We start from the raw sequence: 25485 nt of genomic DNA on the forward strand, positions 1-25485 counted from the left end.
TTAGCCTGCGTTGCGGGGTTTAGACGCCCGCGTTTTTTTCACGGGCTGGACGCTTTTCACTTCACTTTCTACCCAGCCATCGGCGAGACGGGTGGTAAGCGTATCGCCCGTTTTGACCTGTTTCGCCTGTTTCAGCACCTTGCCATCGGCGGCCGTGGTGACGCTATACCCGCGTGCCAGCGTCGATAGCGGGCTGACCGCCTCCAGGTGCGTCACCGCCTTGCCGAAACGCTCTCGCGTTACGCTTAACTGTGCGCGCAGGCTTTCCGCCAGCCGGTATTCCAGTTGCTGAATACGCGTCTGCGCACGCCAGATCCGCGACTGCAGGTTTTGCTGATTCAGACGCTGGGCGACGTGGCGTTGTCGCTGGCTAGCCTGTTTAAGCTGGCTATCCATGGCCACACGCATCCGCTGGCGAAGTTTTTCCAGCACGGTTTGCTGACGGGCGAGGCGCAACTGCGGATGCTGCTGTTGCAGCCTGTGATTAAGTTGGGTAAAACGCCGGGTGCGGTTAGCAATGAAAAAGTCCATCGCCATCTCAAGACGTTGTTGAGCAGACTGGATCTGGCGCAGCAGTTCCGTCTGGTTGCGACTGACGATTTCCGCGGCGGCAGAGGGGGTAGGGGCGCGTAAATCCGCCACAAAATCCGCAATGGTCACATCGGTTTCGTGGCCGACGGCGCTGACCACCGGAATGCGGCTGGCAAAAATGGCGCGCGCCACGCGTTCGTCGTTAAAGCTCCATAAATCTTCCAGCGAGCCACCGCCACGGCCAACAATCAGCACATCACATTCCTGACGCGCGTTCGCCAGTTCAATGGCGCGCACAATCTGCCCCGGCGCATCGTCACCTTGTACCGCCGTGGGGTAAATGACCACCGGCAGAGAAGGATCGCGTCGCCTCAGGACGTGAAGAATGTCATGCAGCGCTGCGCCGGTTTTCGAGGTGATAACGCCAATACAGTGGGCCGGTGTGGGGAGCGGTTGTTTGAACTGCTGATCGAAAAGCCCTTCCGCTGACAGCGCCGCTTTCAGTTGCTCATATTTCTGCTGCAGCAACCCTTCACCGGCGGGCTGCATGCTTTCAACGATTATCTGGTAATCGCCGCGCGGGTCATAGAGCGTGACGGAGGCGCGCACCAGTACCTGTTGGCCATGCTGCGGGCGGAACGTTACGCGACGGTTGCTGTTACGGAACATCGCACCGCGAACCTGCGCCGTGTCGTCTTTAAGCGTGAAATACCAGTGACCAGAGGCAGGCTGTGTGAAATTGGAGATTTCACCCGTTATCCAGACCTGGCCCATTTCGCGTTCCAGCAGGCTACGTACTGTTTGATTCAGGCGAGTAACGGTAAAAATTGCGGGGCTTTGAAGAGATGACATGTGAGCTAGATCAAATTCTAAATCAGCAGGTTATTCAGTCGATAGTAACCCGCCCAGAGATGAGTGCAAGTATTTTTCGCAAAAAAATGTGGAAGCAATCGGTTACGCTCTGTATAATGCCACGGCAATATTTAACCACCCAGGTCAGAGATATTGCCCATGTTACGTATCGCTAAAGAAGCCCTGACGTTTGACGACGTCCTCCTCGTTCCCGCTCACTCCACCGTTCTGCCGAATACTGCCGATTTGAGCACTCAGCTCACTAAGACCATTCGTCTGAATATTCCGATGCTCTCCGCAGCAATGGACACCGTTACGGAAGCGCGCCTGGCAATTGCCCTGGCACAGGAAGGCGGCATTGGCTTTATTCATAAAAACATGTCCATCGAACGCCAGGCTGAAGAAGTTCGCCGTGTTAAAAAACACGAGTCCGGCGTGGTTAAAGACCCTCAGACCGTTCTGCCAACCACTACCCTGCGCGAAGTGAAAGAACTGACCGAGCGTAACGGTTTTGCTGGTTACCCGGTGGTTGCCGAAGACAATTCACTGGTGGGCATCATTACCGGTCGTGACGTTCGCTTTGTCACCGACCTGAACCAGCCTGTTAGCGTATACATGACGCCGAAAGAGCGTCTGGTCACCGTTCGCGAAGGCGAAGCGCGTGAAGTTGTATTTGCGAAAATGCACGAAAAACGCGTTGAGAAAGCGCTGGTTGTCGACGATAAATTCCGTCTGCTCGGTATGATCACCGTGAAAGACTTCCAGAAAGCGGAACGTAAACCGAACGCCTGTAAGGACGAGCAAGGCCGTCTGCGTGTCGGTGCGGCGGTTGGCGCAGGTGCGGGCAACGAAGAGCGTGTTGATGCGCTGGTTGCGGCGGGCGTTGACGTTCTGCTGATTGACTCCTCTCATGGCCATTCCGAAGGCGTTCTGCAGCGTATTCGTGAAACCCGTGCCAAATATCCGGATCTGCAAATCATTGGCGGTAACGTAGCGACGGGCGCAGGTGCACGTGCGCTGGCAGAAGCCGGTTGCAGCGCAGTGAAAGTCGGTATCGGCCCTGGCTCTATCTGTACCACCCGTATCGTGACCGGCGTGGGTGTTCCGCAGATTACGGCTGTATCCGACGCGGTTGAAGCGCTGGAAGGCACCGGTATTCCGGTTATTGCTGACGGTGGTATCCGCTTCTCTGGCGACATCGCCAAAGCGATTGCCGCTGGCGCGGCAGCGGTGATGGTCGGCTCCATGCTGGCAGGTACCGAAGAGTCCCCGGGCGAAATCGAACTCTACCAGGGCCGTTCTTACAAATCTTACCGCGGGATGGGTTCTCTGGGCGCGATGTCCAAAGGCTCCTCTGACCGTTACTTCCAGACGGATAATGCCGCTGACAAACTGGTGCCGGAAGGTATCGAAGGTCGCGTGGCGTATAAAGGTCGCCTGAAAGAGATCATCCACCAGCAAATGGGCGGCCTGCGTTCCTGTATGGGGCTGACCGGCTGTGGTACCATCGACCTGCTGCGCACTAAAGCGGAATTCGTGCGTATCAGCGGTGCGGGCATCCAGGAAAGCCACGTCCATGATGTGACCATCACCAAGGAATCCCCGAACTACCGTATGGGCTCCTGATATTTTCCACGCCCGGCTAAATGCCGGGCGATTTTGTTTCACTTGCCTCGGAATTAGCGTCAATGACGGAAAACATTCATAAACATCGCATCCTTATCCTCGATTTCGGTTCTCAGTACACGCAACTTGTTGCCCGCCGCGTGCGTGAGCTTGGTGTTTACTGTGAACTGTGGGCATGGGATGTCACCGAAGCGCAGATTCGTGAATTTAACCCAAGCGGTATCATTCTTTCCGGCGGCCCGGAAAGTACCACTGAAGATAACAGCCCGCGCGCACCGCAGTATGTGTTCGAAGCTGGCGTGCCGGTATTTGGCGTGTGCTACGGCATGCAGACCATGGCGATGCAGTTGGGCGGCCATGTCGAAGCGTCCAGCGAGCGCGAATTCGGCTATGCACAGGTAGAAGTTCTGACCGACAGCGCCCTGATTCGTGGTATTGAAGATTCCCTGACCGCAGACGGCAAACCGCTGCTGGACGTGTGGATGAGCCATGGCGATAAAGTGACGGCTATCCCGTCTGACTTTGTTACCGTTGCCAGCACCGAAACCTGTCCGTTCGCCATTATGGCTAACGAAGAAAAACGCTTCTACGGCGTACAGTTCCACCCGGAAGTGACCCATACCCGTCAGGGCCTGCGTATGCTGGAGCGTTTCGTTATCGATATCTGCCAGTGTGAAGCCCTGTGGACCCCGGCGAAAATCATCGACGACGCTATCGAACGCATCCGCGCGCAGGTTGGCGACGACAAAGTGATCCTCGGCCTGTCCGGCGGCGTTGACTCCTCCGTGACGGCGATGCTGCTGCACCGTGCAATCGGCAAAAACCTGACCTGCGTGTTCGTCGATAACGGTCTGCTGCGTCTGAATGAAGCTGAGCAGGTAATGGATATGTTCGGCGACCACTTCGGCCTGAATATTGTTCACGTGGAAGGTGAATCACGCTTCCTGAGTGAACTGGCGGGCGAGAACGATCCGGAAGCCAAACGCAAAATCATTGGTCGCGTATTCGTTGAGATCTTCGACGAAGAAGCTCTGAAACTTGAAGACGTGAAATGGCTGGCGCAGGGCACAATTTACCCTGACGTGATCGAGTCTGCCGCATCGGCGACCGGTAAAGCGCACGTGATTAAGTCTCACCACAACGTGGGCGGCCTGCCGAAAGAGATGAAGATGGGCCTTGTTGAACCGCTGCGTGAGCTGTTCAAAGACGAAGTACGTAAAATCGGCCTTGAGCTGGGTCTGCCGTACGATATGCTTTACCGCCATCCGTTCCCGGGGCCAGGCCTTGGCGTTCGCGTTCTGGGTGAAGTGAAGAAAGAGTACTGCGACCTGCTGCGTCGTGCCGATGCCATCTTTATTGAAGAGCTGCGTAAAGCTGACCTTTACAACAAAGTTAGCCAGGCCTTTACCGTCTTCCTGCCGGTCCGCTCTGTTGGCGTGATGGGCGATGGCCGTAAGTACGACTGGGTTGTCTCTCTGCGTGCCGTTGAAACCATCGACTTTATGACCGCGCACTGGGCACACCTGCCGTACGACTTCCTCGGCCGCGTTTCCAACCGCATCATCAACGAAGTGAATGGCATCTCCCGCGTGGTGTATGACATCAGCGGTAAACCACCTGCTACGATTGAGTGGGAATAAGCGATAACGTCCTTCTGTCTTAAAACAACCCTCTGTTTTTGCAGAGGGTTTTTTATTGTCACCCCTAAACCACCTCCTGGGAAGGTGGTGATTGATTTCTCTGACCATTTATCAAAAAAGACAAAACAGCAGGTTTATTGCTGGTGGTCTGAATATGGTCTATATTAAAACCATCTGCATCAGGTAGAGTATGAAGGGAATTGGCAATGAAAGTAGAGACAATCAGCTACGTTAAAAAGAACGCAGCAACGCTTGATCTGTCAGAACCCATCCTGGTCACACAAAATGGTGTGCCTGCTTATGTTATAGAGTCCTATGACCAGCAGCAGGAACGGGAAAACGCCATTGCTTTGCTGAAGCTGCTAACCCTGTCAGAGAAAGATAAAGCTGAGGGGCGCGTATTCTCAAAAGACCAATTACTGGATGGACTTGCGGATTAAACGCAGAACACGCAACGCTAAGGGACTTCTATGGAGCAGCAGGTTACCTTTGAGTACACGCTAACTGTAAAACTCTGTATCGACACGATAGTGACTTATCTGCGCCGTGTTGATGTCCAGCCGCGCCCGGTTATCGCCGATATTCTCACACAGTTTGAGAGTACCGTTGCTCAGTTCCCGCTGGGATGCCAAATTTGCCCTGAACTGCTGAAAATTGGCTGTGCAAAGTACCGGGAATTTAACCACGCTGACGGTTACCGGGTTTTGTATGCAGTAGAGGGAACATTAGTGACAGCGCATGCGATTCTGTCACATCGGCAGGACATCAAGCAGTTGTTGTTTAAGCGTTTGATAATGGCCTGATAAACCTGAATGCGCGTTGTCCGGCAATAATACGAACCTACGAAGACACTAGTGAGCCTCAAGCTGCTGGTGTTTTTTTATGTGTGGTTAGCAGATTGATGATATTTACTATGCAGTCGCTAAGTGGCTACCTGGCACAGGTTTTCTGATATCTAACATAAAATTTAAAGGAGCGCGCAGTATGCAGCCTGTACGTTTAATGGGTGATGGATATGAACCTCATGTGGCGCAATTGGGAGAGCAACTGAGCTATTCATTGCCCGTCGACTCCGGATTCGTCAGTTTTAGCTTCACATTTACTATCTGCCAGGCCGACCTTGATGTCCTGCTTTCTGATGACTACCGTCGTGCGGTGCTTGAAGTCATTGCACACACGCTGCTCCAGCGCTCGACTCTTCCCGGTAATACCCGTTTTACCCAAAGCGAATTCGATAGTCTTGTCGCAGATACGCTCCATTCAACGCGCGATTTTCTCGAGGCTTTCATCGCAAAAGTAAGCCAGGAGAACCACATTGTGATTGAAAAATATGTGCACGATATTTTGAACAGGCGCTTAAACACAAAGTAAATGGACTTCTCGCCCCACCATTCCAGGCATTAGACGGGGCGGGCATTTTATGCCAACCTTCTGGCTGAGTGTTCTTTGTATGCCCTGGATTTGCTCATCGACGCTTTATCTTCATTGCGCTTGCGGCCTCATTGGATACGAGGAATGCGAGCGAAGGGCGAATCATCATCGGAACACGGACTTCGGCCCCTCTCACTTGCCACGATGCTCACTATGTTTAAAAAACTTCTCAGCGCCCTTAGTGGCAAAAAAGAACAGACCCCAGGCCCTGTGGAATCTGAACATACGCAGGCAGGACACGCCCCGGTTCCAAATGAAGAGATGATCGTGGCGTATGACGCCAACGGGCGAGAAATGCATATCGCCCGCAGCGACTGGCGAAATAATGTTTTCCTGCCCGGCCTTGAACAAAAGTGGAATAACGCGGCGGAACTTTATGATGCGATCCTGGGAGGCCTGAACGATGGTTTTGCCGCCGATCTCATTCCTGCCGCCGCGCGCCTGGTAGAGATTGATGATGATCCCGAACGCAGCCATACCATTCAGAGCATTGTGCTAATGGAAAATAAACGGCTGGTTGAGGCTGAAAACACCCTGCAGGCCGGTATAGCGAAAGTCGGGGCCACGGGAATTTTGCTGACCAATCTGGCAAAAGTTTTCTCTCACAAGGGTGACGATGCCCGTGCCGAGGAGCTGCTCTGGCAGGCTATCGAAGCCGATCCAAATCTGGATAACGGCTTGCTCTGGTGGGCGAGTATTAAGCAGGAGCGTGAAGGGGAAGCGGGATATGTCGCGGGACTACGTACCGTCGCGGCGCTGCCCGGCTCCTGGCGCGCGCAACTCTGGCTGGCGCGCTATCACCTGGAACATAACAATGTAGCGGCCGCCCGGGCACTGTATGACGAAGTTCTCGCCAGTGGGAGATATGACGGCAGTTCGCTGATGATGATCTCCGGCGATCTGGGCAGAAACGGCGAGATTGCGCTGCTTGTTGAACTCATAGCTCCCGTGTATGACGAGCACCGCCACGATCCGATGGCCGGTATTAACCTGCTGCGAGCTTATCAGGAGCTGGGTAACCCCGACGAAGGGGAAAAGCTGTTGAGCCGAATGTATGCGCTGGACTACCCACCGCTTAAACAGTATCTGGATGAGTCCGCCCGCGCCTTTCAGAAAATGCGCGAGCAGCATGCCCAGGGCACACCCACCGACCCTGGCGATGTGGAAATTAATACGCTTGCCCTTACGCAGCCTGTCTGGCAGTACGGGCTGTGTAATGCCGACTGGCTTTTCGGGCAGAAACCGCAAGAGGCAAACACGGTCGGTTTCTTTGTGCTGAGTAAAATCGACGATGACCCGACACCTTCCGAATCGCAGCGTGAGGATGACCTGGGGCGCCTTACCCGTGCAATCCCACTGTATCTTGCCGAGGCAACCCACTACTGGAGTGATTATGCCGCCCGTTGTTACGTGCAGGTCGCCGCGGGCATCGGGCCGGTTGTCTCAACCCATGCGTTTGATGGCAACGAGCTGTTCGACCTTGTCCCGCCAGAAATGAAATACTTTGTGACCGGGGAGATGGGTTGCTCAGGAGAAGGGGAACAGCGCCAGTGGCAGCTCACGCTCAGCCTTTGGGATTGTACCCAACGAACCCAATGCGGTACTGAGAGCAGCACGGTAGCGCAGTCTGAGCTGGGAGCGCTGGTGCTTGAGCTGGAGCAGCGCCTGCTGGCAAAAGTGGGAGCGGTGAACCCTCAGCCGCTGGATGCGTTCTATGCGCGTCCGTCCCTTGATGCGATGGATATCTATCTTGGTGAATTGGGCCAGGCCTTTATGTTAACGCTGGTGGCTAACCAGCAGGTGCCGCGTTCAGCCGTATGGGGTGAGCGGACAATGCTGGAGTGGCCGCTCAACATGGCGTTGCAATGGCCACAGGCGGAAGTGCCGAAACTGATGTACATCTCCGGGCTGGGGAAAGCTTTTGATTATCAATCGGAGGTGCTGGGCGAATATAAAAAGCGTACGCTGGAACTGTTGCGCACCGCCACGCAGGAAAACAGCCCGGCGGCACAGCTTACCCCCCTGGTCTGGAAAATATTTGGCATGCAGGATGAATTCAGCGCCGGGCAGCAAAATATGCCAGCGCACGCCAGCCCGGCTTATGCTGAGTGGCTCACGCGCGTTGCCGAAAAGTAGCCGTTCGAAGTCTGGAATCATGTGAGGAGGAGGGAGAGATGACAACGCGGAACATTGAACAACGCTTCTGGCGCTCTCCGCTTGTGCCGTGGGTCGAATGGCGTTCTACCGTACAAAGTACGCAGGCCTATAAACTGCACCAGCACCCTCAGTTGTCCATTGGCGCGATTATCGACGGCGAGACCGTTACGCGTTGCAGTGGTCATGAATATCACCTCTCTCAGGGCGATATGGTGCTGATAGCGCCCCGTGAAGCGCACAGTTGCAACCCGGCAGCCGAACGTCCACGTAGCTATCACATGTTGTACCTTGATGAGGCGTGGTGCCTGCAACAGTTGGGGTTCGCGCCAGGGGAGCATCTTCACTGCGCACAAACGGTGTTACGCAATCCTTCATTCTTCACCGCCTTTATGCACATTATCTCCCTGATGGAAGATAACCAGACTGGGGAATTACAGGAGGCGGTACGTGCGCTGCTTGTCAGCCTGCCCGGCCTGCAAACTGCGGTGAAACCGGCTGAATTCTGCAACCATATGCAAACGACGCTACTGGCCGATATTCAGCAGCCCCCGTCGCTGGATTGTCTGGCACAGCGGTATACGTTGCGTAAAGAGACGCTGATTCGCCAGTTCAAGCTGGCGACAGGGCTGACGCCAGGAGCCTGGATCAATAATGCCCGTGTGGAATTTGCTAAAGCACAGTTGCGGGCGGGCAGTGATATCGCCGATGCGGGTTATCAAAGCGGTTTTGCCGATCAAAGCCATTTTCACCGCACGTTCGTCAGTTTTACCTCTTCCACGCCCCGCCAGTATGCGCAGGGGCGATCAATATCAGACAATAATTAAGTCTGACAACGCCATAAAGTGACCTCGTCTTTTACTGATGAGGTTGCTATGTCTTTGTTACCCGAATTTATTCCCGCCGCGTTTCCATTGCTTGCGCTTTCTCACTTTGTGGCGCTGGTCAGTCCTGGTCCTGATTTCTTCCTGTTGGCCGGTTACGCCATCCGTTATCGCCTGCGGGGCAGCGCCGGAATTGGACCGGGGATCGCGCTGGGAAACGCCTTTTATATTGTGCTGGCGATGTGTGGCTGGCGGCTATTACAGGATTACGGGCTGCTGTTTCGTCTGATTGAAATTGCTGGCGCGCTCTATTTAATCTGGATTGGCGGGCATCTGTTGCGCAGCCGTAAGCAGGTGCTGGCGCTCAACGCCACCCGGATGGATTGCCCGTCGTGGCGAAAACAGTTTCTACTAGGGCTGGGGTCTGCGTTACTTAATCCCAAAAATGCGCTTTTTTATCTGGCACTGATGACCTCGATCCTTGGCGCGGACGTCACATTTGCACAGCAGATCTTTTCCGGCGCATGGATGAGCCTGGCGGTACTGGCGTGGAATCTTGCCATCGCGACATTGATCGGATTATCCGCCATACAGATACGTCTCACAGCCTGGGTGCATATGATTGAGCGCATTGCCGGAGCTGTCCTCGCCGGATTTGGCGTGGCGATGATCCTGACGATGGTGCGTCATGCGTTGATGTGACAAAGCCCACGTAAAGACGTATACAAATAAAAACAGTGCGTTAGCGTTGTGCGGAAGAATCGATAGGTTGGCTTACTTGCTGAGACTGGAGCTTATCCTGATGATGATACCAGGCACCAATTGAGGAATAGATAAAACGACCAAAGAAAAAGATAAAGCTGATTAGCAATACGATACGGGTCATGCGACTGTCAAATCGATGGCGTTTTCGCATAGGGGTTGCCTGACTCACAAAAGGTTCCTTAAGGTTTACCCCATAAAAAGGGCGACCTTGACATTAAGGCACAGAGTGAGAGCGAGGTCAATTCTTAACCATGCAAAATTTCACCGGAGGAAAATATTAATCGATTTTATATAAAATAAATTAAGTATTTAAGTCATGAATGCTAATCTGCGTCTCTTTTTAAAAAGCGTAAAAATTAATTAATTCGGCGAGTTTTATTTGATGTGCATCAATCATTAGTTGCCCTACAGAACTAAAATTCACGCTCATTTGCTATTTACGCGCTTACAGTCAGGTTGGATGCCTGCCTGAAATACCCATTGGGAAGCTGGGTTTTTTGTCGAGCATCTATGACTCCGTTAAAAAAATATCATCAGCACAAAGACAAATGGTGGGCACTACCGCTCGTGTTGCCATGTCTTTTACTGCCACTGTTTAATCTGGCGAATACCTATACGCATGTCGCGGGTGAAACGGTTGTCCTTTTCTCCCTGCCGATGGCGCTGATGTTCAGTCTGATGGTGGTCTTTGGCTGGGCAGCACTACCCGGCATGGTTCTCGCACTGGTCCTGAATATCGGCATGCACGATATCTCTGAGCTTGTGGCGCAAATTTTTCATTTGCTTATTCCCGTGGTCATCAGTTGGGGCGGCTATCGCGTTTTTGTTACTCGTAGGCAAAATATTGCCTACGGAAACGCCGCCTTTATTGCCCAGCGAATTTTCTGGCAGGTCTTTTGCCCGGCAACGATTTATTTGATTATTCTTGAGTTCGTTATCTGGCTGGCGCTGTATGACACGGACTTTAGTAAGACCGATATATTATCGTTAAATATTCATTTACTGATTGATTATCAGGCATTACTGGTCGGGACCATGACCGGTATTCCGCTCTGCTATTTGGTTATTCGTATCATTCGCCATCCGCGTTATCTGCGAAGCTGGTTATCGCAACTGCGCCATGAATTCGACCCGAAAGTGACCCGCTGTGAGATGGCTATCTGGCTGAGTATCCTGGCCGGATTGGTCATACTGTTGCTCATGCCGCTGAATGAAAATAGCTCCATTTTCAGCACCAACTACACGCTCTCTCTGGTATTGCCTGTCATGTTATGGGGAGCATTACGCTATGGATACCGGTTTATATCGGTGCTCTGGACGCTGCTGTTGATTGTCTCGGTACACTATTTTTATCGTTATCTTCCCGTCTATCCGGCTTATGAAATCCAACTGGCTATCGCCTCGTCGAGTTACCTGGTTTACTCTTTTATCATCCTTTGTGTATCGGTACTGGCAACACGACAACGGCATGTTCATGCCCGCGCTCGTCGTCTTGCCTATCTTGATCCAGTCGTTCAGATACCCAATCTGCGCGCCCTCAATCGTGCGCTGGCGGGGTCACCCTGGTCTGTTCTCTGCTTTTTAAGTGTGCCGGAACTGGAAGTGCTGGGGCGTAACTATGGCGTGATGCTGCGCATTCAGTACAAGCAAAAACTGTCGGACTGGCTTAAAAACAGCCTCGATGAGGACGAACGTGTCTACCATCTCTCAGGCCATGATCTGGCTATTCGCCTTAACACTCAGTCGCACCAGAGCCGGATTGAAGCGCTGGATGCCCAAATTAAGGCATTTCGTTTCTTCTGGGATGACATGCCGCTGCAGCCGCAGGTGGGCATGAGCTATTGCTATGTGCGCTCTCCGGTGCAGCACCTCTACTTGCTGCTTGGCGAACTGAGTACTATTGCGGACTTGTCGCTGGCGACAAATCATCCGGAAAGCCTGCAGCATCGCGGGGCGGCGAACCTCCAGCGTTGTCTCAAGGACAAGGTGGATATGATGAACCGCCTGCAACTCGCACTGGAGGAGAACCGTTTTAGTTTACTGGTGCAACCTATCGCCGGGATGCGCGGCGACAGCTACCATGAAATTCTGCTACGCATGAATGAAGAGAACGGCCAGTATATTAATCCGGATGATTTTCTGCCGGTCGCCCATGAGTTCGGCCTGTCATCACGTATCGATCTTTGGGTTGTGGAGCATGTGCTGAGTTTTATGTCTGCTCATCGCACAACGCTACCCGCGCAGCGCTTTGCCATTAATCTGTCGCCCGCCTCTGTGTGTCGGGCACAGTTTTCTCTGGAGGTGGGGCGGCTGTTGAAAAAATACGGCATCGAGGCGTGGCAGTTGATCTTCGAGATAACCGAGAGTAACTCGTTAACCAATCTGGAGCAGGCAAATCAAACGCTCGGCCAACTGCAACAAATGGGCTGTAGCGTAGCGATTGACGACTTTGGTACCGGCTACGCCAGTTATTCCCGACTGAAAAATGTGAATGCCGATATCCTGAAAATCGACGGCAGCTTTATCCGCAATATCGTTTCAAATAGTCTGGATTACCAGATTGTCGCCTCTATTTGCCATCTGGCAAGAATGAAAAAGATGCAGGTTGTGGCGGAGTATGTCGAAAATGAAGAGATACGCAGCGCAGTGGTTGCGCTGGGTATCGATTATTTGCAGGGATATTTGATTGGTAAACCAGAGCCGCTGGAAAATCTGCCAGGGCAAATTCAGGCGGCCTGATTTTATGCCGCTACGCCGGGCGACTGCTCTTCTTCAACTTTGAGTCGCCAGCCGGTGACGGCTTCCCAGTACTCCTGTTCCCGTTCCAGGTCGAAGAGAACCAGTGCATTCTGGCTGAACCAGTCGTGCGGGAAGCTCAGCGTCCAGTGGTTATCATCGGTCGTAAGACGCAGGGTTGGTGGCGTCGTTGTCGCCTGCCGCTGGTTATTCAGCAATACCCCAAGGCGTAAAAGCTGAATTAACGGCAGATAGTGCTTTTTCTTAAACAACGTGAAGCGCGGTAAGTCATCCAGCTTGATCGCTTTGCGGTGATAGCGCACCAGCGTGGCCATCATCAGTTGCTGCTCCTGGTTATAGCCCGGCAGATCGCTGTTTTGCAGGATATAAGCCGAATGACGATGCATACCGCTGTGGTTAATATTTAAACCGACTTCATGCAGCATGGCTGCCCATTTCAGTAGCGCCGCCAGTTGCGGGTTAATGAGCTTCGGATTTTGCGCCTGCCACTGATCGTACATGTGCATGGTGGTTTCCAGCACGCGACGCGCCTGTTCGCGGTCGATATTGTACTGATTCGCAAGGCTCTGCGCCGTACGGCTGCGAATATCCTGATGGCGGAAACGGCCTTCCATTTCATACAGCACGCCTTCGCGCAGCGCACCGTCTGAGAGGCGAAGTTCATTAATTGCCAACGCGTCAAATACCCCGCAGAGAATTGCCAGGCCTGGAACGAAGACCGCTTTACGTTCGTCGGACAGACCCGGCAAGCTCAGTTCGTCGAAGTTTTTGAACTTCACAACTTCGGCGACCAGTTTTTTGAGGCGCTCAGGCGTGATGATGCCGTCCTTTTCCCCTGACGCCAGTAGCACTTCATGGGCCGCTTTGATACTGCCGGACGCGCCAAGCGCGACGTCCCAGCCCTGAATACGGAACTGCCAGGCCAGCGTTTCCAGTTTCTGCGTTGCGGCAACGCGGGCACGCTGGAAGTTTTCCGCATTGATTGTTCCGCCCGCAAAATAAAGCTGCGCGAAGCTGACGCAGCCCATACGACGGCTTTCCACCAGTTTGGGTTCAAAATCTTCGCCAATGACCAGTTCGGTCGAACCGCCGCCGATATCAATAACCAGCTTGCGGCCTTTTTCCGGCTGCGTATGTTCAACGCCCATAAAAATCAGGCGCGCTTCTTCATTACCCGCGATGATTTCGATGGGGTAGGGAATAACCTTTTCTGCCCGTTTAAGAAACTCCGGTGCGTTGAGCGCCTGGCGCAACGTGTGGGTCCCTACAATACACACGCTTGAAGGATCAAAACCTTGCAGGCGTTCTGCGAACAGCGACAGACACGCGAGACCGCGCTCCATAGCCTCTTCACTCAGCATATTATTGCTGTCGAGGCCATCCGCCAGATGTACGCGTTGTTTCAGACGGCCAATGATCTGCATGGCGCCATCAACAACGCGGGCAATCACCATATGAAAACTGTTCGAACCCAGGTCGACCGCAGCAAATTCCTGCGGTCGTGCTGTCTTTTCATTTATCGGCATAGATTAGTCAGACTGTTCAAGTGATGTCAGATATTCATGAATCGCGAGCTGTGCGCGTACTTTGCGGCGGTTGCCGCGCGGCACATATCGATTACTGAGTTCTTTATCGACGTAGCGTGCTTTGACGGTATCACTGAACAGAAGATCAATGATATCCAGTACCTGCTGTTTAAGGCGCGGATCGAGCAACGGCGCCGCTACTTCAATACGGTAATCGATGTTTCGCGTCATCCAGTCAGCAGACGACAGATACACTTTTTTATCGCCGCCATTCTCAAAAATATAGATGCGATCGTGTTCAAGGAAACGGTCAACAATGCTAATTACGCGAATATTATCGCTGATGCCTTCCAGTTCAGGGATAAGCGAGCACATACCCCGCACCAGCAAATTCACCGGCACGCCAGAACTGGAGGCCGTATACAGCCGATCAACCAGGCCTTTATCCACCAGGTTGTTGATTTTTAGCGTAATGCCCGAAGGAATGCCTTTCTGTGCATTGGCAATTTCGGTATCGATCATTTTGTAGAGCAGATCGCGCGAGTTTTGCGGCGAAACCATCAAATAATCGAAATTCACCGGACGGTACGGGTTCTCAATAAAGTTAAAGACCCGGCGCACTTCATTGGTGATACGCGCATCGGCAGTCAGCAATGAGTAGTCGGTATAGATACGTGCGGTCTTTTCGTTAAAGTTGCCAGTACCGATATGAGCGTAACGCACCACTTCGTCGTTTTCCATACGCGACACCAGGAACAGCTTGGCGTGGATTTTCAGCCCCGGCGCCGAGAAGATAACCTGCACACCGGCTTCGGTCAGACGCTTCGCCCAGTGGATGTTAGCCTCTTCATCGAAACGCGCCTGCAGCTCAACTACCACGGTCACTTTCTTGCCGTTATGGGCGGCGTGGATCATGGAGTCGATGATGCGCGAGTCTTTCGCCACGCGATAAATATTGATTTTAATTGCCAGCACGCTTGGGTCAAACGACGCCTGGCGCAGCAGTTCCAGCACGTGCTCGAAGGTGTGATACGGATAATAGAGCAGCACGTCGCGCTCGCGAATGGCATCAAAGCCGTTGCGGAACTTATCAAACCAGACATGGCGCAGGCGCGGTAATGGCTTGTTCACCAGGTTTGCTTTCCCGACGTTCGGGAAGCTGATGAAGTCTTTAAAGTTGTGGTAGCGACCGCCCGGAATAATGGAGTCGTAGCGGGAAATGGTCAGCTTCTCGCGCAGCATCTCAACCATGGCATCCGGCATATCACGCTGATAAACAAAGCGTACCGGCTCTGCCGTCAGACGCTGTTTCAGGCTTGAAGACATCAGCTCCATCAGACTCGATTCCATCTCGTGCACCAGATCGTATTCGGCGTCACGGGTCATTTTCATCGAGTAGGCGTTCAGCGCGTCGTAATCAAAGAAGCCTTTGAAGATATCATCCAGGCAATAACGCAGGATATTATCCAGCAGGATCATCGGCTTGCGACGGCGCGGCGCTTCCGGCGGCAGGTTTACAAAACGCGGCACTTTATCAGACGGAATTTCCAGCAGGGCGTAGCGGATATCATCGCCACGGATGATTTCTACCGCCAGGTAGGTGTAGTCGTCTTTTAAGAAGCGAATCAGATTGGTTTCGCGATTAATCAGTGTCGGCGTGATGTGCTGGCGCAGATACTGTCGGAAGTAGTGGCGCAGCCAGTTTTGCTGATTGGCGGAAAGCTGGCGTTCGTTAATCAAAAAGATCTGATTACGTGCCATTTCCAGCAGGAGTTCGTTATACAGTCCGTCAAATTCCTGATCGGCTTTCAGTACGCGGGCCTGTATTTTACCCAGCAGGTGGCGTGAATGGGTGTTGGTGCCTTGTCCTTGTTCTTCGCTAATAATGATGCGGCGTTTAAGTTCTGCGAAGCGAACTTTATAGAATTCATCAAGGTTGTTGGAATAAATCCCTAAAAAGCGCATGCGTTCGATTAGCGGGTTACTCTTATCCGCCGCTTCCTGCAGAACGCGCTCGTTAAAGCACAACCAACTTAGTTCTTTTTCCAGATATAGCTTTTCCTGACCCATTACAACTTACACTCCGGTTAACTCTCGGGACACGGCAATTCCTTCTCGCTATGGCTGTGTCCTCGTGTGCAGGTAAACGTGTTGGCGTTCGTTTGAGTGACACCCATATTATGGCGAGCTTTGCCATTAGATGTCCAACTGTGACAGATAAGTATGACAGTAATCCGGTTTTACCCGCAGAAAGGTGTTGCGCGCAACGATATGTTACGCGCAGGCAAAGAAAAGATTCGCTTACTCGGCCGCGTAGCCCTGTTCTGGCAGGCAAACGCCATCAAGCCAGGCTTTGTTTTCTTGCATAGCCAGACGGCCATCGACAAACCAACTCACGACCAGCGGGTAAATCGCATGCTCCTGAGTCTGGACGCGGGCGGTCACGTCTTCTTCGGTATCGCCCTCAAACACTGGCACCTGTGCCTGTAAAATGACCGGGCCGCCGTCCAGTTCGTCGGTAACAAAATGCACGGTGGTGCCGTGAACGTCATCACCGTTCTCCAGTACCTGGCGGTGGGTGTGTAAACCGGGATATTTAGGCAGCAGGGAAGGGTGAATATTGATAAGGCGACCGGCGTAATGCGCCACGAAGTCCGGGCTGAGGATACGCATGTAGCCAGCCAGCACAACGATATCCGGGGCGTAAGCGTCAATCTCCTGCATCAGTTCGCGGTCAAACGCTTCGCGACTGGCAAACTGAGAGGCAAGAAGCGCATGGGCGGGAATGTTGGCTTCCCGCGCACGCTCAAGGCCGAATGCATCGGCCTTGTTACTGAATACTGCCCGGATGGTGCCATTGATTTTCTTCTGCTTGCAGGCATCAATTATTGCCTGCAAGTTGCTTCCGTTGCCGGAAATGAGCACCACAATGTTTTTCATTCGATGACCACGCGTTCACTGGAATCGGATGCTTTGATAATACCGATTTTCCACGCGTTTTCACCTTTGGCATTCAGGAATGCGATGGCCTTATCTGCTTCATCAGCAGGCAGGGCGATAACCATACCGACACCACAGTTAAAGGTGCGATACATCTCGTGACGGCTGACATTGCCCGCCGTTTGCAGCCAGTTAAAGACGGCCGGCCATTGCCAGGAGGACTCGTCGATCACCGCCTGGGTATTGTCTGGCAGCACGCGCGGGATGTTTTCCCAGAAGCCGCCGCCGGTCAGGTGGGCGATGGCGTGCACGTCTACGTTTTCAATCAGCTCAAGGATCGATTTTACGTAGATGCGGGTCGGAGTCAGCAGGTGATCCGCGAGGGATTTTCCTTCAAGCTGTGTCGTTTCAGGATCGCAACCGCTCACTTCGATGACTTTACGCACCAGGGAGTAGCCGTTGGAGTGCGGACCGCTGGACGCCAGTGCAATCAGCACATCGCCGTCGGCCACTTTGGAACCGTCAATAATCTCGGATTTTTCAACAACGCCAACGCAGAAACCGGCAACATCGTAGTCTTCGCCGTGGTACATGCCCGGCATTTCGGCGGTTTCGCCGCCAACCAGCGCACAGCCAGACTGCAGGCAGCCTTCCGCGATACCGTTAATCACGCTGGCTGCGGTGTCGACATCCAGTTTGCCTGTTGCGTAATAATCGAGGAAAAACAGCGGCTCTGCGCCCTGAACGACCAGGTCATTCACACACATGGCGACCAGGTCGATGCCGATGCTGTCGTGGCGTTTCAGATCCATCGCCAGACGCAGTTTGGTACCTACGCCGTCAGTGCCGGAAACCAGTACTGGTTCACGATATTTTTGCGGCAATGCGCACAGCGCGCCGAAGCCACCCAGACCGCCCATCACTTCCGGACGACGAGTTTTCTTCACCACACCTTTGATTCGGTCAACCAGAGCATTACCTGCGTCAATATCAACACCGGCATCTTTGTAGCTAAGAGAGGTTTTATCGGTCACTGCTTGAGTCCCCACGCGTTTGCTTGCGGTTCACCCGTCATATTTCAGGCTGTTACCCGAACTAATCAGGTTTTGGAAATAAAATTCGGCGCAATTCTAACAGTGAAGGCAAACGTTTGCGAGTCCATTATTTCAGGCCGCCGGGGATTCTTACGGTATACTCTTTTCCAGTCTGTTTGATCCGGATCAACGCCGCACCTGTAGCGTGGCGGAGAAAAAGCGGTATAATCCGGCGATTTTTTTGTGGCTGCCACCGTTTTGGGGAAGGAGAAGAGTATGAAGGTCGTGGAAGTAAAACACCCACTCGTCAAACACAAGCTGGGCCTGATGCGTGAAAATGACATCAGCACCAAACGCTTTCGTGAACTCGCCTCGGAAGTCGGTAGTCTGCTGACCTATGAAGCGACTGCCGATCTGGAAACGGAACGTGTGACTATCGAAGGCTGGAACGGCCCGGTAGAAGTCGAACAAATCAAAGGCAAAAAAATCACCGTAGTCCCTATTCTGCGTGCCGGTTTGGGCATGATGGAAGGGGTGCTGGAACACGTTCCGAGCGCGCGCATCAGCGTGGTGGGTATCTATCGTAATGAAGAGACCCTGGAGCCGGTGCCGTATTTCCAGAAACTGGTTTCTAACATCGACGAGCGTATGGCGCTGGTCGTTGACCCGATGCTGGCAACGGGCGGTTCTATGATTGCCACCATCGACCTGCTGAAAAACGCAGGCTGCCACAGCATCAAAGTGCTGGTGCTGGTTGCTGCCCCGGAAGGCCTCGCCGCGCTGGAGAAAGCGCACCCGGACGTTGAGCTGTATACCGCGTCCATCGACAAGGGCCTCAATGAGCACGGATACATTATTCCGGGCCTCGGCGATGCCGGCGACAAAATCTTTGGTACGAAATAAATGCTTTAAAAATCAAAAGCCGACTTTGAAAGTCGGCTTTTTTTTGGCGTAAACCAGAACAGAATCCGCCTGATTTCATCCCGCAGTCCACAACACTGCGGGATGGGTGATGAGCGGAACATATACCCTAACCACGTCGAGTTGCCGGCAAGGACAAGCGAGCGAATCCTGATGATCTTACGTAAATAAGTGATTCGGGTGGACGAGTACGGCCAACGCACCAGCGTCTTGACGTGTGAAGGGGATAAACAACAACACTCAGAGGAAAACACTATGACGCGCCGTGCTATCGGGGTGAGTGAAAGACCGCCGCTTTTACAGACAATCCCGCTTAGTTTGCAGCACTTGTTCGCTATGTTTGGCGCAACCGTGCTGGTGCCAATCCTGTTTCATATTAACCCGGCCACCGTACTGTTATTTAACGGTATCGGAACGCTGCTTTATCTCTTTATCTGTAAGGGCAAAATCCCGGCTTATCTGGGATCGAGCTTTGCGTTTATTTCGCCGGTACTGCTGCTTCTGCCGCTGGGCTACGAAGTGGCGCTGGGTGGTTTTATTATGTGCGGCGTGCTGTTCTGCATTGTTTCCTTCATCGTGAAGAAAGCAGGCACCGGCTGGCTGGACGTGATGTTCCCGCCTGCGGCAATGGGCGCAATCGTTGCCGTCATCGGTCTGGAGCTGGCCGGTGTTGCGGCCAATATGGCCGGTCTGCTGCCTGCGGATGGGCAGTCTGCGGATTCCAGAACCGTGCTCATCTCGCTGGTCACGCTGGGTGTGACCGTGTTTGGTTCCGTATTGTTCCGTGGTTTTATGGCGATAATCCCGATTCTGATCGGCGTGCTGGCCGGTTATGCGCTGTCGTTTGCAATGGGTGTTGTTGATACCACGCCGATTGCCAATGCGCACTGGTTCGCGCTGCCAACCTTCTACACGCCGCGTTTCGAATGGTTTGCTATCTTCACCATTCTGCCTGCGGCGCTGGTGGTTATTGCTGAGCATGTGGGCCATCTGGTCGTTACCGCCAATATCGTGAAACGCGATCTGATCCGTGACCCTGGCCTGCACCGTTCCATGTTTGCCAATGGCTTCTCAACCATTATTTCCGGTTTCTTCGGCTCAACGCCGAACACCACCTATGGTGAGAACATTGGCGTTATGGCGATCACCCGCGTCTACAGTACCTGGGTTATCGGTGGCGCGGCTATCATCGCGATTCTGCTCTCCTGCGTAGGGAAACTGGCGGCGGCAATTCAGATTATCCCGGTACCGGTGATGGGCGGTGTCTCTCTGCTGCTGTACGGGGTGATCGGCGCATCCGGTATTCGCGTGCTGATCGAATCCAAAGTGGATTACAGCAAAGCGCAAAACTTGATCCTGACCTCCGTCATTCTGATCATCGGCGTCAGCGGCGCGAAAGTGCACATTGGCGCGGCTGAACTGAAAGGGATGGCGCTGGCGACTATCGTGGGTGTTGCGCTGAGCCTGATCTTCAAATTGATCAGTGTCCTGCGTCCGGAAGAAGTGGTACTGGACGCCGAAGACAGCGAAGCAAATCAGCATTAATTGTCGCTCTGCAAACCGGGTGTCATGCCCGGTTCAAACGCGGTAAAGTTTTATGATAAACTTACCGCGTTTTTTAAAGCCCTGTTGAGGTACGTCTGAACACACCGGCGCAGCTTTCCCTGCCACTCTATCTTCCTGACGATGAAACTTTTGCGAGTTTCTGGCCGGGCGATAACCCTTCTTTGCTGGCGGCGTTGCAAAATGTCCTACGCCAGGATCATAGCGGATACATCTATTTCTGGTCGCGTGAAGGGGCAGGACGTAGCCATCTGCTTCATGCTGCCTGTGCTGAACTCTCTCAGCGTGGTGATGCAGTCGGCTATGTGCCGCTTGATAAGCGCACTTGGTTTGTACCGGAAGTGCTTGAAGGAATGGAACATCTCTCGCTGGTTTGTATCGATAATATCGAGTGTGTCGCAGGCGATGAACCCTGGGAGATGGCCATCTTCAATCTCTATAACCGTATTCTGGAATCAGGCAAAACGCGGTTACTGATCACCGGCGATCGTCCGCCACGGCAGTTGAATCTGGGGTTGCCCGACCTGGCGTCGCGCCTGGACTGGGGGCAAATCTACAAGCTGCAACCGCTCTCTGATGAAGACAAACTGCAGGCGCTCCAACTGCGTGCGCGGCTGCGCGGGTTTGAGTTGCCGGAAGATGTGGGACGTTTTCTGCTCAAGCGGCTGGATCGCGAAATGCGCACGCTCTTTGACACGCTCGATCAGCTCGATCGCGCGTCTATTACCGCCCAGCGTAAGCTGACCATTCCCTTCGTAAAAGACATTCTGAAACTGTAGGCCCGGCAAGTATCGCACCTGCGGGCCCGTGGTATTAATAGACGATCTCAAGGACCTGCTCTGGCGGGCGACCAATGCGCGCCTTACCGTTCGCCACAACGATCGGACGCTCCATCAGTTTGGGGTTATCAAGCAGCGCCTGCAACAGCGCCTCTTCTGAGAGATGGCTATCCCCCAGTCCCAGTGATTTATAGAGATCCTCTTTCTGGCGCATCAGCTCCCGCGCGCTGGTCATCCCCAGCATTTTCAACAGCGCTTTAAGCGTGTCGGCATCCGGCGGCGTTTCCAGATACAGAACAACCTGCGGATCAATGCCGTTGGCTTTCAGCAGGCTGAGGGTATCGCGGCTCTTGGAGCAGCGAGGGTTGTGGTAAATCTTCACCGCGTCTGTCATCGGTTCTCCTTGTTACATCTTCTGATACGGGCGGAACGTTTTCTGCAACTGACGAAGCTGATCGATACGTGCATCGTAACGGGCCTGCTGCAGACTGCCCAATTTGACCTGCGAACTGGCGCTCCCCAGCAGCGTAATGGCCTGATCCAGCTTACCCGTCAGCGCCAGCCCTTCGGCACGCGCCGCCAGCTCTTCATCGCGATGGCCTAATGTGGCTTCCGCTTGCGCCAGCAGCTCCCAGCCGTTTACATCGTCCTTCCAGTTAAAGGTATAACGATTGAGTATCGCCTCTGCCGCGGCAGCCTGACCGCTGCTCAGATAGGCGTTTGCCAGGTTAAGCTGCAATACCGGGTTGGTTTTGATTTCCGCCGCATTTTTCAGACGGTTAATCGCTTCGTTGTTTTTGTTCTGCCCTAAATCAATGTCGGTCGCCAGGTCGATATACCAGGCATTTGTCGGATTGGCGCTCAGCAGGGGTTGCAGTGTTTTAGCGGCGTCGGCGAAGTTCTTCGCCTCCATTGCCTGCAGGGCGCGACCATATTGTGCGGCATGCTGCTCGCGCACATTGCCTTTTGCCCAGGCATCTAACATATCGCTGGTGAGCTGATTACGCCCGGAGTTATACATCCCCAGGGCTCTGGCTTTGGCCAGGTAAAATTCTTCGGAGGATTGCACGACCACCGGGCGCATCTGGTTGGCGCGGTTACGCGCATCGGCAAGACGGCTTTCCGGTAAGGGGTGGGTCAGCAAAATTTCCGGTGGACGAGAGGCGTAGCGTGATTGATCAAGCAGCTTTTCCAGGAAAGTTGGCATTGCCTGTGGATCGAAACCGGAGCGTTGCAAAACCTGAATCCCGATGCGGTCCGCTTCCTGTTCGTTCTGCTGCGTAAAGGTGATCATGCCTTGCTGCGTACCGGCCAGTGTACCGGTGAGCGCCGCCATCCCGGCCTGCGGGCTTGCCATGGCTAACAGAATGGAGCCGAGTGCGCCAGCCCAGGTCAGGGGGGCGCTACGCTTCTGATCTTCCATGGCACGCGCCAGATGGCGCTGGGTCACGTGGGAAATTTCGTGCGCCATCACCGACGCCAGTTGGCTTTCGTTATCCGCATAGCGAAACAGCGCTGAATGCAGCACCACGTTGCCGCCAAAGAAAGCAAAGGCGTTGATTTCGTCATTATTGACTAAGTAGAAATGAAACGGGGTCTTTACCGAGTTCGCATGCGAGACCAGGCGCATGCCCAGTCCGTTGATGTACTGAACCAGTAAAGGGTCGTTGATCAGCGGCGCACTGCCGCGCAGCTGGCGAACATAATAGTCGCCCATTTGCATTTCCTGACCAATGGACAGGGTGCTTCCTGCGGAGGTTCCCATATCGGGCAGACTGTCTGCAGAATCCGCAAACGCGGGCATCATCTGGCCGAGCGTCAGCGTGGCGATAAGGGTTGCGACCAGCGTTTTTTTCAACTGCCTGAACATAACCTCAATCCTGTAATTTTTCGGGTAATCATTTGACCTGACGAGCCGGGGTTCGTTCCGGCGAAATAAAACAGAGAGTTTATCCCCCCTGATGGGGGAATAACACCTTTTTGCCCGCTCATCATGTTTCCTGTAAAGGCGACGAAAAGCGAAGTCTTTTTTGTGACATTTCGATACAATTCCTGAACTCACACCGGTCAATCCGGCTCCTGGAAGGAACATATGCTTGAATTGTTGATGCAGTGGTATCGCCGTCGCTTTAGCGACCCGGAAGCGATCGCGCTGCTGGTCATTTTGCTGGCAGGTTTTGTCATTCTCTTCTTTTTTAGCGGTCTTCTTGCGCCGCTGCTGGTTGCCATCGTGCTGGCCTATCTTCTCGAATGGCCAACCGTCCGTCTGGAAAGAGTCGGTTTCTCCCGCCGCTGGGCCGCCACGATGGTGCTGCTACTGTTTGTCGGCATCCTGATGATTATGGCATTTGTTGTGATGCCGGTTGCCTGGCAGCAGGGGATGAATCTGATTCGCGACATGCCGGGTATGCTCAATAAACTTTCCGATTATGCCGCCACGCTGCCACGACGTTATCCGATGTTAATGGATGCGGGCATCATCGATGCAATGGCAGAAAACATGCGTGCCCGGATGCTGGGCATGGGCGATTCGGTGGTGAAATACTCCCTTGCATCGCTGGTCGGGCTGCTGACGCTGGCGGTCTATCTGGTCCTGGTGCCTCTGATGGTCTTCTTCCTGGTGAAGGATAAAGAACAGATGCTCAATGCGGTGCGCCGCGTCTTACCGCGTAACCGTGGGCTGGCAGGGCAGGTCTGGAAAGAGATGAACCAGCAGATAACCAACTACATTCGCGGCAAAGTGCTGGAGATGGTTGTCGTCGGTGTTGCCACCTGGTTAGGTTTTCAGCTCTTTGGCCTTAACTATTCATTGCTGCTGGCGGTGCTGGTGGGGTTCTCGGTGCTGATTCCTTACATCGGCGCGTTTGTGGTCACCATTCCGGTGATTGGCGTGGCGCTGTTTCAGTTTGGTGCGGGCACCGAGTTCTGGAGCTGTTTTGCTGTCTACCTGATAATCCAGGGGCTGGATGGCAACCTGCTTGTGCCGTTACTGTTTTCCGAAGCGGTTAACCTGCACCCGTTGGTCATTATCCTGTCGGTAATTATCTTTGGCGGTCTGTGGGGGTTCTGGGGGGTGTTCTTCGCCATCCCGCTGGCGACGCTGGTGCAGGCAGTGATTCACGCATGGCCAGATACCGTGGTGGTTGACGACCATCACGTCTGACGTGATGTCTTCCCCGCTGGCGCGGTGCTTAGCGAGGCTACCAATCGTAGCCCTGATAAGCGCAGCGCCATCAGGGACGCGGTTAGTGGCCGTTATTTTGGTTACGCAAATAGATAATCCAGTAAGTAATCCCCACCAGCAGCCCGCCGCCGATAATATTACCTATCGTCACCGGGATCAGATTGGCCGTGATAAAATTGCTGACTGTCAATGCCGGAAAATTTTCCGGGCTGGCGTGAATGCTGGTCCAGAATCCTTCGGGTGCAAAATAACGAATAACAATAGAAAGCGGGATCAAAAACATATTCGCGATGCTGTGTTCGAAGCCGCTGGCGACAAACATACCGATAGGCAACAGCATCGCCATAATTTTATCGGTTAGCGTATGCCCGGAATAACTCATCCACACAGCCAGGCATACCATTAAATTACATAGCGTCCCCAGGCAAACGGCTTCAATGAAGGTGTGATGCATTTTATGGTCGGCGGTCTGTAATACATTTAATCCCCAAAGACCATTGCCACTCATATATTGCCCGGCAAACCAAATCAGCGCGACAAAAAACAGGGCACCGACAAGGTTACCGAAATAGACAATTATCCAGTTGATAATTAACTGTCGCCAGCTTATTAGCCCGCTGGCTTTTGCCATCACCGTCAATACTGTCGAGGTGAACAAATCTGCGCCACAGACCACCACCAGGATTAGGCCCAGCGAGAAGCACACGCCGCCGGCCAGTTTTGCCAGGGCGGTTGCAGGGGCAGGCCCGGTCGTGACGGTAATATAGAAAACGAATGCAATGGAAATAAATACACCAGCCGTGACCGCGAGAAAGAATGACAGTTCTTTCTTCTTGCTGACTTTATATAACCCTGCCTGTTCGGCGACCTTTGCCATTTCTGCGGGAAGTCGCAGATCAAAAGCATTGCTGGTATCCATGAGAATCTCCTGAGTCTATGCATTAATGAGGGAGCAATA

Annotated in this window: 22 protein-coding genes; 13 read left to right on the top strand and 9 right to left on the bottom strand. The window is 53.3% G+C overall.

Features of this window, described 5'->3' with window-relative positions; all coding sequences use genetic code 11:
* Positions 1 to 1383, bottom strand: a complete 1383-nt coding sequence (xseA, locus tag C5523_RS07040) for an exodeoxyribonuclease VII large subunit (protein ID WP_108700841.1) — start codon at positions 1381 to 1383, stop codon at positions 1 to 3.
* 159 nt (positions 1384 to 1542) lie between these two features.
* Here xseA and guaB point away from each other — a divergent pair, with 159 nt between their 5' ends.
* From guaB to C5523_RS07080, 8 genes are all read left to right on the top strand, one after another.
* Entirely contained in the window at positions 1543 to 3009 is a 1467-nt protein-coding gene (gene guaB, locus C5523_RS07045; RefSeq protein ID WP_039079791.1) for an IMP dehydrogenase, read from the top strand.
* 62 nt (positions 3010 to 3071) lie between these two features.
* Positions 3072 to 4649 carry a glutamine-hydrolyzing GMP synthase gene (gene guaA, locus C5523_RS07050; RefSeq protein WP_039079792.1) on the top strand — a complete coding sequence of 526 codons (1578 nt, stop codon included), beginning with the start codon at positions 3072 to 3074 and terminating at the stop codon, positions 4647 to 4649.
* 206 nt (positions 4650 to 4855) lie between these two features.
* On the top strand, positions 4856 to 5089 hold the full coding sequence (locus C5523_RS07055; RefSeq protein ID WP_004853132.1) for a type II toxin-antitoxin system Phd/YefM family antitoxin: 234 nt from the start codon (positions 4856 to 4858) through the stop codon (positions 5087 to 5089).
* 30 nt (positions 5090 to 5119) lie between these two features.
* On the top strand, positions 5120 to 5452 hold the full coding sequence (locus C5523_RS07060) for a type II toxin-antitoxin system RelE/ParE family toxin (RefSeq protein ID WP_039079678.1): 333 nt from the start codon (positions 5120 to 5122) through the stop codon (positions 5450 to 5452).
* A 181-nt stretch (positions 5453 to 5633) separates the two neighbouring features.
* Entirely contained in the window at positions 5634 to 6020 is a 387-nt protein-coding gene (locus tag C5523_RS07065; RefSeq protein WP_108700842.1) for a hypothetical protein, read from the top strand.
* A gap of 213 nt (positions 6021 to 6233) precedes the next feature.
* Positions 6234 to 8216 carry a lipopolysaccharide assembly protein LapB gene (locus C5523_RS07070; RefSeq protein WP_108700843.1) on the top strand — a complete coding sequence of 661 codons (1983 nt, stop codon included), beginning with the start codon at positions 6234 to 6236 and terminating at the stop codon, positions 8214 to 8216.
* 38 nt (positions 8217 to 8254) lie between these two features.
* Positions 8255 to 9061: an AraC family transcriptional regulator gene (locus C5523_RS07075; protein ID WP_071193414.1), complete on the top strand. Its 807-nt coding sequence runs from the start codon at positions 8255 to 8257 to the stop codon at positions 9059 to 9061.
* 48 nt (positions 9062 to 9109) lie between these two features.
* On the top strand, positions 9110 to 9760 hold the full coding sequence (locus C5523_RS07080) for a LysE family translocator (RefSeq protein WP_108700844.1): 651 nt from the start codon (positions 9110 to 9112) through the stop codon (positions 9758 to 9760).
* A 40-nt stretch (positions 9761 to 9800) separates the two neighbouring features.
* On the opposite strand, the gene C5523_RS07085 is transcribed toward C5523_RS07080, so the two are convergent.
* On the bottom strand, positions 9801 to 9992 hold the full coding sequence (locus C5523_RS07085) for a YfgG family protein (RefSeq protein WP_064572410.1): 192 nt from the start codon (positions 9990 to 9992) through the stop codon (positions 9801 to 9803).
* A 341-nt stretch (positions 9993 to 10333) separates the two neighbouring features.
* On the opposite strand from C5523_RS07085, the gene C5523_RS07090 reads away from it, so the two are divergent.
* A complete protein-coding gene (locus tag C5523_RS07090) occupies positions 10334 to 12562 on the top strand; it encodes an EAL domain-containing protein (RefSeq protein WP_108700845.1) in 2229 nt (742 codons plus the stop codon).
* A 2-nt stretch (positions 12563 to 12564) separates the two neighbouring features.
* Here the strand turns inward: C5523_RS07090 and ppx are convergent, their stop codons facing one another.
* From ppx to purM, 4 genes are all read right to left on the bottom strand, one after another.
* Positions 12565 to 14106, bottom strand: a complete 1542-nt coding sequence (gene ppx / locus C5523_RS07095; protein WP_071193411.1) for an exopolyphosphatase — start codon at positions 14104 to 14106, stop codon at positions 12565 to 12567.
* 3 nt (positions 14107 to 14109) lie between these two features.
* Positions 14110 to 16176, bottom strand: coding sequence for a polyphosphate kinase 1 (gene ppk1, locus C5523_RS07100; RefSeq protein ID WP_039079685.1), 2067 nt, complete (start codon positions 16174 to 16176; stop codon positions 14110 to 14112).
* 231 nt (positions 16177 to 16407) lie between these two features.
* Entirely contained in the window at positions 16408 to 17046 is a 639-nt protein-coding gene (gene purN, locus C5523_RS07105) for a phosphoribosylglycinamide formyltransferase (RefSeq protein ID WP_071193410.1), read from the bottom strand.
* A complete protein-coding gene (gene purM / locus C5523_RS07110) occupies positions 17043 to 18080 on the bottom strand; it encodes a phosphoribosylformylglycinamidine cyclo-ligase (protein WP_039079687.1) in 1038 nt (345 codons plus the stop codon). The genes purN and purM overlap by 4 nt, the downstream gene beginning before the upstream one ends.
* 276 nt (positions 18081 to 18356) lie before the next feature.
* Here purM and upp point away from each other — a divergent pair, with 276 nt between their 5' ends.
* The 3 genes from upp (at position 18357) to C5523_RS07125 (ending at position 21343) form a co-directional block, all read left to right on the top strand.
* Positions 18357 to 18983 (top strand): uracil phosphoribosyltransferase, encoded by a 627-nt coding sequence (upp, locus tag C5523_RS07115; protein ID WP_039079688.1) that lies wholly within the window; start codon positions 18357 to 18359, stop codon positions 18981 to 18983.
* 273 nt (positions 18984 to 19256) lie between these two features.
* A complete protein-coding gene (gene uraA, locus C5523_RS07120) occupies positions 19257 to 20546 on the top strand; it encodes a uracil permease (protein WP_039079689.1) in 1290 nt (429 codons plus the stop codon).
* Positions 20547 to 20641: 95 nt separating this feature from the next.
* Positions 20642 to 21343, top strand: a complete 702-nt coding sequence (locus C5523_RS07125) for a DnaA inactivator Hda (protein WP_064572411.1) — start codon at positions 20642 to 20644, stop codon at positions 21341 to 21343.
* 34 nt (positions 21344 to 21377) lie between these two features.
* Here C5523_RS07125 and arsC read toward each other — a convergent pair whose 3' ends face one another.
* Together arsC and bepA are read right to left on the bottom strand one after the other, a co-directional pair.
* Positions 21378 to 21737: an arsenate reductase (glutaredoxin) gene (gene arsC, locus C5523_RS07130; RefSeq protein WP_039079691.1), complete on the bottom strand. Its 360-nt coding sequence runs from the start codon at positions 21735 to 21737 to the stop codon at positions 21378 to 21380.
* A gap of 12 nt (positions 21738 to 21749) precedes the next feature.
* Positions 21750 to 23213, bottom strand: coding sequence for a beta-barrel assembly-enhancing protease (gene bepA, locus C5523_RS07135; RefSeq protein ID WP_039079692.1), 1464 nt, complete (start codon positions 23211 to 23213; stop codon positions 21750 to 21752).
* A gap of 222 nt (positions 23214 to 23435) precedes the next feature.
* On the opposite strand from bepA, the gene C5523_RS07140 reads away from it, so the two are divergent.
* Positions 23436 to 24506: an AI-2E family transporter gene (locus C5523_RS07140; RefSeq protein WP_108700846.1), complete on the top strand. Its 1071-nt coding sequence runs from the start codon at positions 23436 to 23438 to the stop codon at positions 24504 to 24506.
* Positions 24507 to 24588: 82 nt separating this feature from the next.
* Here C5523_RS07140 and focA read toward each other — a convergent pair whose 3' ends face one another.
* Positions 24589 to 25446, bottom strand: coding sequence for a formate transporter FocA (gene focA, locus C5523_RS07145; protein ID WP_039079694.1), 858 nt, complete (start codon positions 25444 to 25446; stop codon positions 24589 to 24591).
* Between the last annotated feature and the right edge of the window lie 39 nt (positions 25447 to 25485).

It is taken from the genome of Phytobacter sp. SCO41, from assembly GCF_003073275.1.
GTDB lineage: Bacteria > Pseudomonadota > Gammaproteobacteria > Enterobacterales > Enterobacteriaceae > Phytobacter > Phytobacter diazotrophicus.

Coding starts and splice junctions, on each gene's coding strand:
- xseA (WP_108700841.1), bottom strand. CDS start 1,383: ATGTCATCTCTTCAAAGCCCCGCAATTTTTACCGTTACTCGCCTGAAT.
- purN (WP_071193410.1), bottom strand. CDS start 17,046: ATGAAAAACATTGTGGTGCTCATTTCCGGCAACGGAAGCAACTTGCAG.
- focA (WP_039079694.1), bottom strand. CDS start 25,446: ATGGATACCAGCAATGCTTTTGATCTGCGACTTCCCGCAGAAATGGCA.
- C5523_RS07065 (WP_108700842.1), top strand. CDS start 5,634: ATGCAGCCTGTACGTTTAATGGGTGATGGATATGAACCTCATGTGGCG.
- C5523_RS07060 (WP_039079678.1), top strand. CDS start 5,120: ATGGAGCAGCAGGTTACCTTTGAGTACACGCTAACTGTAAAACTCTGT.
- ppx (WP_071193411.1), bottom strand. CDS start 14,106: ATGCCGATAAATGAAAAGACAGCACGACCGCAGGAATTTGCTGCGGTC.
- guaB (WP_039079791.1), top strand. CDS start 1,543: ATGTTACGTATCGCTAAAGAAGCCCTGACGTTTGACGACGTCCTCCTC.
- C5523_RS07090 (WP_108700845.1), top strand. CDS start 10,334: ATGACTCCGTTAAAAAAATATCATCAGCACAAAGACAAATGGTGGGCA.
- ppk1 (WP_039079685.1), bottom strand. CDS start 16,176: ATGGGTCAGGAAAAGCTATATCTGGAAAAAGAACTAAGTTGGTTGTGC.
- arsC (WP_039079691.1), bottom strand. CDS start 21,737: ATGACAGACGCGGTGAAGATTTACCACAACCCTCGCTGCTCCAAGAGC.
- C5523_RS07075 (WP_071193414.1), top strand. CDS start 8,255: ATGACAACGCGGAACATTGAACAACGCTTCTGGCGCTCTCCGCTTGTG.
- uraA (WP_039079689.1), top strand. CDS start 19,257: ATGACGCGCCGTGCTATCGGGGTGAGTGAAAGACCGCCGCTTTTACAG.
- C5523_RS07140 (WP_108700846.1), top strand. CDS start 23,436: ATGCTTGAATTGTTGATGCAGTGGTATCGCCGTCGCTTTAGCGACCCG.
- C5523_RS07055 (WP_004853132.1), top strand. CDS start 4,856: ATGAAAGTAGAGACAATCAGCTACGTTAAAAAGAACGCAGCAACGCTT.
- C5523_RS07080 (WP_108700844.1), top strand. CDS start 9,110: ATGTCTTTGTTACCCGAATTTATTCCCGCCGCGTTTCCATTGCTTGCG.
- guaA (WP_039079792.1), top strand. CDS start 3,072: ATGACGGAAAACATTCATAAACATCGCATCCTTATCCTCGATTTCGGT.
- C5523_RS07070 (WP_108700843.1), top strand. CDS start 6,234: ATGTTTAAAAAACTTCTCAGCGCCCTTAGTGGCAAAAAAGAACAGACC.
- upp (WP_039079688.1), top strand. CDS start 18,357: ATGAAGGTCGTGGAAGTAAAACACCCACTCGTCAAACACAAGCTGGGC.
- bepA (WP_039079692.1), bottom strand. CDS start 23,213: ATGTTCAGGCAGTTGAAAAAAACGCTGGTCGCAACCCTTATCGCCACG.